Origin of the sequence: Microvirga tunisiensis, from assembly GCF_009296175.1 — a bacterium.
Classification (GTDB): domain Bacteria; phylum Pseudomonadota; class Alphaproteobacteria; order Rhizobiales; family Beijerinckiaceae; genus Microvirga; species Microvirga tunisiensis.
Genome location: NZ_VOSK01000788.1, coordinates 1 through 1,236, shown reverse-complemented (window position 1 = coordinate 1,236; position 1,236 = coordinate 1). Strand labels below are relative to the sequence as shown.

Here is a 1,236-nt window from a genome sequence, read left to right as displayed (position 1 = left end):
GCGCTCACCGGTCACCTCATGGGCCTGTCGTCCATGGATAACACGCGGGCAGCGACCGGGTCCTATATGCGCCGGTTTCTGAGGTTCCTGCACTGGGCCAACCTCAATGACCTGGACCTTGCGCGGTTCGTGCCGCGCACGCCATGCTACCGTCTCGCGCATTTGCCGCGGCAACTGGGCTGGGAGGATATCCGGAAGGCGATCGACGCCATCGACCCTGCGACCCCTACCGGCAGTCGCGATCGGGCTATCCTCCTGTTGCTGGCCACGACCGGCATCCGCAACAAGGAACTTCGCTCACTCGTCCTCGAGGATATTCGCTGGCGCGATGCGCAGGTTCGGATACGCCGCACTAAGGCGAGGCGCGATCGGAGCGTGCCCCTCACGCAGGAGGCGGGCAAAGCGCTCGCCGATTATGTCTTGCGGGCCCGGCCCGATTGCCGCAGCCGTCGCGTGTTCCTGGTGCACCTCCCGCCCGTGCGCCCGATCGACGGCAGCACCAACATCTCCCGCATCGTCCGCTCCGCACTGCAGCGCGCCGGCATCGTGCTGAACGGTCCCATCGGCGCCCATCTCATCCGGCATAGCTTGGCGACCCATCTCGTCAACCGGCGACGACCGATCAACGAGATCGCCGACCTGCTCGGCCATCGCAGCATCGATACGACCGCCATCTACGTGAAGGTCGCGGTGTCGCAACTCGCCGAAGTCGCCCTTCCTTTTCCCGGAGACGCGTGATGAGCACATTCTCCAGCAGACTCAGCAAGCATGTCGAGGCCTATGTCGCGCTTCGACGCTCGCTCGGCTTCTCGCTCAGCAAGCAGGCCGCGATCCTGCGCGCGCTCGTCGCCTATGTCGATGGCGAACAGCTCGATGGTCCACTCTGCCGCCAAACGGTGCTCGGCTTCATAGGCTCCTGGGCGGGCACGGCGAATGGACGGGCCGTTCGCTACGGCGTGGTTCGCAGATTCAGCGAGTATCTCGCCATCTTCGATCCGCGCACCGACGCGCTTGACCCCAAGGCTTTTCCCAGGAACCGAGCCATCCCGCCACCCAGGATCCTCACCGACGAGGAACTCTCACGGCTCATGGCGGCCTGCCGCTCGGTGTCGCCCGATTATCCCGAGCGCGCCGGGTTCCTGACGCCGCTCGTCGGCCTGCTCGCCAGCACCGGCATGCGGTCCGGCGAGGCGTTGCGCCTTGATATCAGTGATGCCGATCTCACGCAGGGAATTC

The 1,236-nt window shown here is 65.5% G+C and carries 1 protein-coding gene and 1 pseudogene; both read left to right on the top strand.

The window, feature by feature from the left end:
• Nucleotides 1-738: site-specific integrase (locus FS320_RS43680; protein WP_192926430.1), on the top strand; the 738-nt coding region annotated here is incomplete at its 5' end.
• Nucleotides 738-1,236: pseudogene (locus FS320_RS43675) on the top strand (tyrosine-type recombinase/integrase); the annotation flags it as partial. The gene FS320_RS43680 and the pseudogene FS320_RS43675, both read left to right, overlap by 1 nt.